The sequence below is a fragment of the Streptomyces sp. WELS2 genome, assembly GCF_013870595.1.
Lineage (GTDB): Bacteria > Actinomycetota > Actinomycetes > Streptomycetales > Streptomycetaceae > Streptomyces.
The window spans coordinates 1-2,811 of the sequence record NZ_JACBWZ010000788.1 but is presented as its reverse complement, the minus strand read 5'-3'; the positions used below and the strand labels follow the sequence as shown (position 1 = coordinate 2,811).

Genomic DNA, 2,811 nt, shown 5'->3' with positions numbered 1-2,811 from the left:
CGGGGACGCCCGGCGGCAGCATCTGGCGGCGCTTGGGGCCGCCGTGCTCGGACTCGCCCGGCTCCTTGGCGCCCGGCCACGCCTTGGCGACCCGGGCGGCGAGGACGAAGTCCTTGCGCAGGGGGTGGCCCTCGAAGTTCTCGGGGAGGAGCAGGTGCTCCAGGCCCGGGTGGCCTTCGAAGACGACGCCGAACATCTCGTGGGTCTCGCGCTCGTGCCAGGTGGCGCCCGCGTAGACGCCGGTGGCGGAGGGCAGGGCGGGAGCCTCGTGCGGGACCGTCGTACGGACGAGGAGACGGCGGACCGGGTGCAGGGCGACGACGTGCGCGGCGACCCGGAAACCCGTGCCCGGTTCGTCGACCGCGCTCAGCCAGTCGAAGTAGGTGCAGCCCAGGGTCGTACGGGCCGTCTCCAGGGCGGTGAGCCAGGCGGACGGCGGTACGTCGACGGTCAGGAGGTCGTACGACTCCTCCGCCGTGGCGTCCGGGCCGAAGAGTTCCTCGGCGGGGGCGGGCAGCCAGCCGGCGGCGGTGCTCATCGCGGGCCCTCCTCACCGGCCGGCGCCGGGGGCCGGACCAGGCCGCTCTGCAGGGCCGCGGCGGACGGCCGGCCGGCGGGCCCGTCGCCGTACCGCTCGCCGAGCGACTCGCGGGCGATCTTCTCCTGGAGCTTGAGGATGCCCTGGAGCAGTGCCTCGGGGCGCGGCGGGCAGCCGGGGACGTAGACGTCCACCGGGATGATCTGGTCGACGCCCTTGGTGACGGAGTAGGAGTCCCAGTAGGGGCCGCCGCAGTTGGAGCACGCGCCGAAGGAGATGACGTACTTCGGCTCGGGCATCTGCTCGTACAGCCGCTTGACGGCCGGGGCCATCTTGTCCGTCACGGTGCCCGAGACCACCATCAGGTCGGCCTGGCGGGGGCCCGGTGCGAAGGGGATGACGCCGAGCCGGATGAAGTCGTGGCGGGCCATCGACGCGGCGATGAACTCGATCGCGCAGCAGGCGAGACCGAAGTTGAACACCCACAGCGAGTAGCGGCGGCCCCAGTTCAGGACCACCTTCATCGGCTCGGGCGCCAGCCGCGCCAGCGCGCCCAGCCGCTTGGGCTCGGGCAGGAGGACGGGGTCCGGGTTCACGTCCATGCCAGGACGCCCTTCTTGTATGCGTACAGCAGGCCCACGGCGAGGAAACCGAGGAAGACGAACATCTCCACCAGGGTCGCGGCGCCGTAGCCGGGGGCGGCGAAGACCGTCGCCCAGGGGAACAGGAAGATCGAGTCGACCGCGAAGATCACGTACAGGAAGGCGTAGACGTAGTAGCGGACCTGGGTGTGGGCCCAGCCCTCGCCGACGGGGTCGACACCGCACTCGTAGGTCAGGAGTTTCTCCGGTGTCGGCACGACCGGTCGCAGCAGGCGGCCGGCGCCGAAGGCGACCGCGACGAACAGCACGCCGACGACGGCGAGCAGCCCGACCACCGAGTAGGACCGGAAGTAGCCGGCCGCGACGACGTGCCCCGCGGCGACCGCCGAGTCCCCCAACGTCTCCCGCACCGTCCGTCCCTCGCTCCCTGACCTCGTGACCGTGGTGAATTAGTGCACTGGGTGATGCCTCGTGGTTCGAGGATCTGTACGCACGCGAGTCTAGGCCCTGATAAAGACCGGGTAAGCGGCCCGTCACACCGTGAGACGTCCGGCCGGTCCGGGGGTGGGGTTTTCCCCCGGCGGCGCAGGGCGGCATACCGCATGGCGGGAACGGTGCCCGGCACGGCAGGCTGACCAGCATGACCGCTCCCCGCCCCGCCGCCGCCCCGAACGGCGGCACCGACGCAGACGACGGACGCGACGGCTCGCACCGGCTGCCTCCGCCCCGGCCGGCCTACGACGCGCACACCTGGAAGGAGATCGCGCACCTGCTGCTGAACCTGCCGGTGACGGTGATCGGTTTCACGTACGCGTTCACCGCGCTGGTGGTCGGCGGCGTCCTCACCCTCACCGTGATCGGGCTGCCGCTGCTCGCGGTGTGCCTGCTGGTCTCCCGGCAGCTGGGCAAGATGGAACGGGCCCGGGCCCGCAAGCTGCTCGGGGTGCGGGTGGAGGAGCCGTCGCCGCTGCCGCTCGCGAGGAGCGGGGGGCCGGTGCAGTGGGTGTGGATGGCGCTGAAGGACCCGGTGGGCTGGCGCACCCTGCTCTACGACGTGATCCGGCTGCCGTGGGGCATCCTCACCTTCGTCACCACGCTGACCTCGCTGTTCGTACTGTGGCCGGTGCTGCCGTACCTGGCCCGGCTGATGGCGAACCTGGACCGGGCGATGGTGCGCGGGCTGCTGTCGCCCTCGGACGAGCTGGAGCGCCGGATCGCCGAGCTGGAGTCCGACCGCGGGATCGTGGTGGACACGGCGGCGGCGGACCTGCGCCGGATCGAGCGGGATCTGCACGACGGCGCCCAGGCGCGGCTGGTCAACCTGGCCATGGGGCTGGGCCTGGCCAAGGAGAAGCTGCTGGAGGACCCGGACGCGGCGGCGGCGATGGTGGACGAGGCGCACGGCGAGGTGAAGCTGGCCCTCCAGGAGCTGCGCGACCTGGCCCGGGGCATCCACCCGGCGGTCCTCACCGACCGCGGTCTGGACGCGGCGCTGTCGGCGGTCGCCTCCCGCTGCACGGTGCCGGTGAAGGTGAGCGTGGACCTGCCGGCCCGGCCGGCGGCGGCCATCGAGGGCATCGCCTACTTCACCGTCTCCGAGCTGCTGCAGAACGTCAGCAAGCACAGCGGGGCCCGGGCCGCCTCCGTCGACGCCTGGCGGGCGGACGACCG

The 2,811-nt window shown here is 72.4% G+C and carries 4 protein-coding genes; 1 reads left to right on the top strand and 3 read right to left on the bottom strand.

The genetic code is table 11. The features are described from left to right. The 3 genes from H5J33_RS29825 to H5J33_RS29815 form a co-directional block, all read right to left on the bottom strand. A partial coding sequence (locus H5J33_RS29825) for an NADH-quinone oxidoreductase subunit C (protein WP_181797904.1) occupies positions 1 to 538 on the bottom strand: 538 nt, incomplete at its 3' end. Continuing rightward, positions 535 to 1,140, bottom strand: coding sequence for an NADH-quinone oxidoreductase subunit B (locus H5J33_RS29820; protein WP_030601416.1), 606 nt, complete (start codon positions 1,138 to 1,140; stop codon positions 535 to 537). The genes H5J33_RS29820 and H5J33_RS29825, both read right to left, overlap by 4 nt. Continuing rightward, positions 1,131 to 1,550, bottom strand: a complete 420-nt coding sequence (locus H5J33_RS29815) for an NADH-quinone oxidoreductase subunit A (protein WP_030778387.1) — start codon at positions 1,548 to 1,550, stop codon at positions 1,131 to 1,133. The genes H5J33_RS29820 and H5J33_RS29815 overlap by 10 nt, the downstream gene beginning before the upstream one ends. A 230-nt stretch (positions 1,551 to 1,780) precedes the next feature. Between H5J33_RS29815 and H5J33_RS29810 the strand changes: the two genes are divergently transcribed. Continuing rightward, a partial coding sequence (locus H5J33_RS29810; RefSeq protein WP_181797903.1) for a sensor histidine kinase occupies positions 1,781 to 2,811 on the top strand: 1,031 nt, incomplete at its 3' end.

Excerpts from the sequence above, each read along its gene's own strand:
- H5J33_RS29820 (WP_030601416.1), bottom strand. The coding sequence starts at position 1,140 with ATGGACGTGAACCCGGACCCCGTCCTCCTGCCCGAGCCCAAGCGGCTG.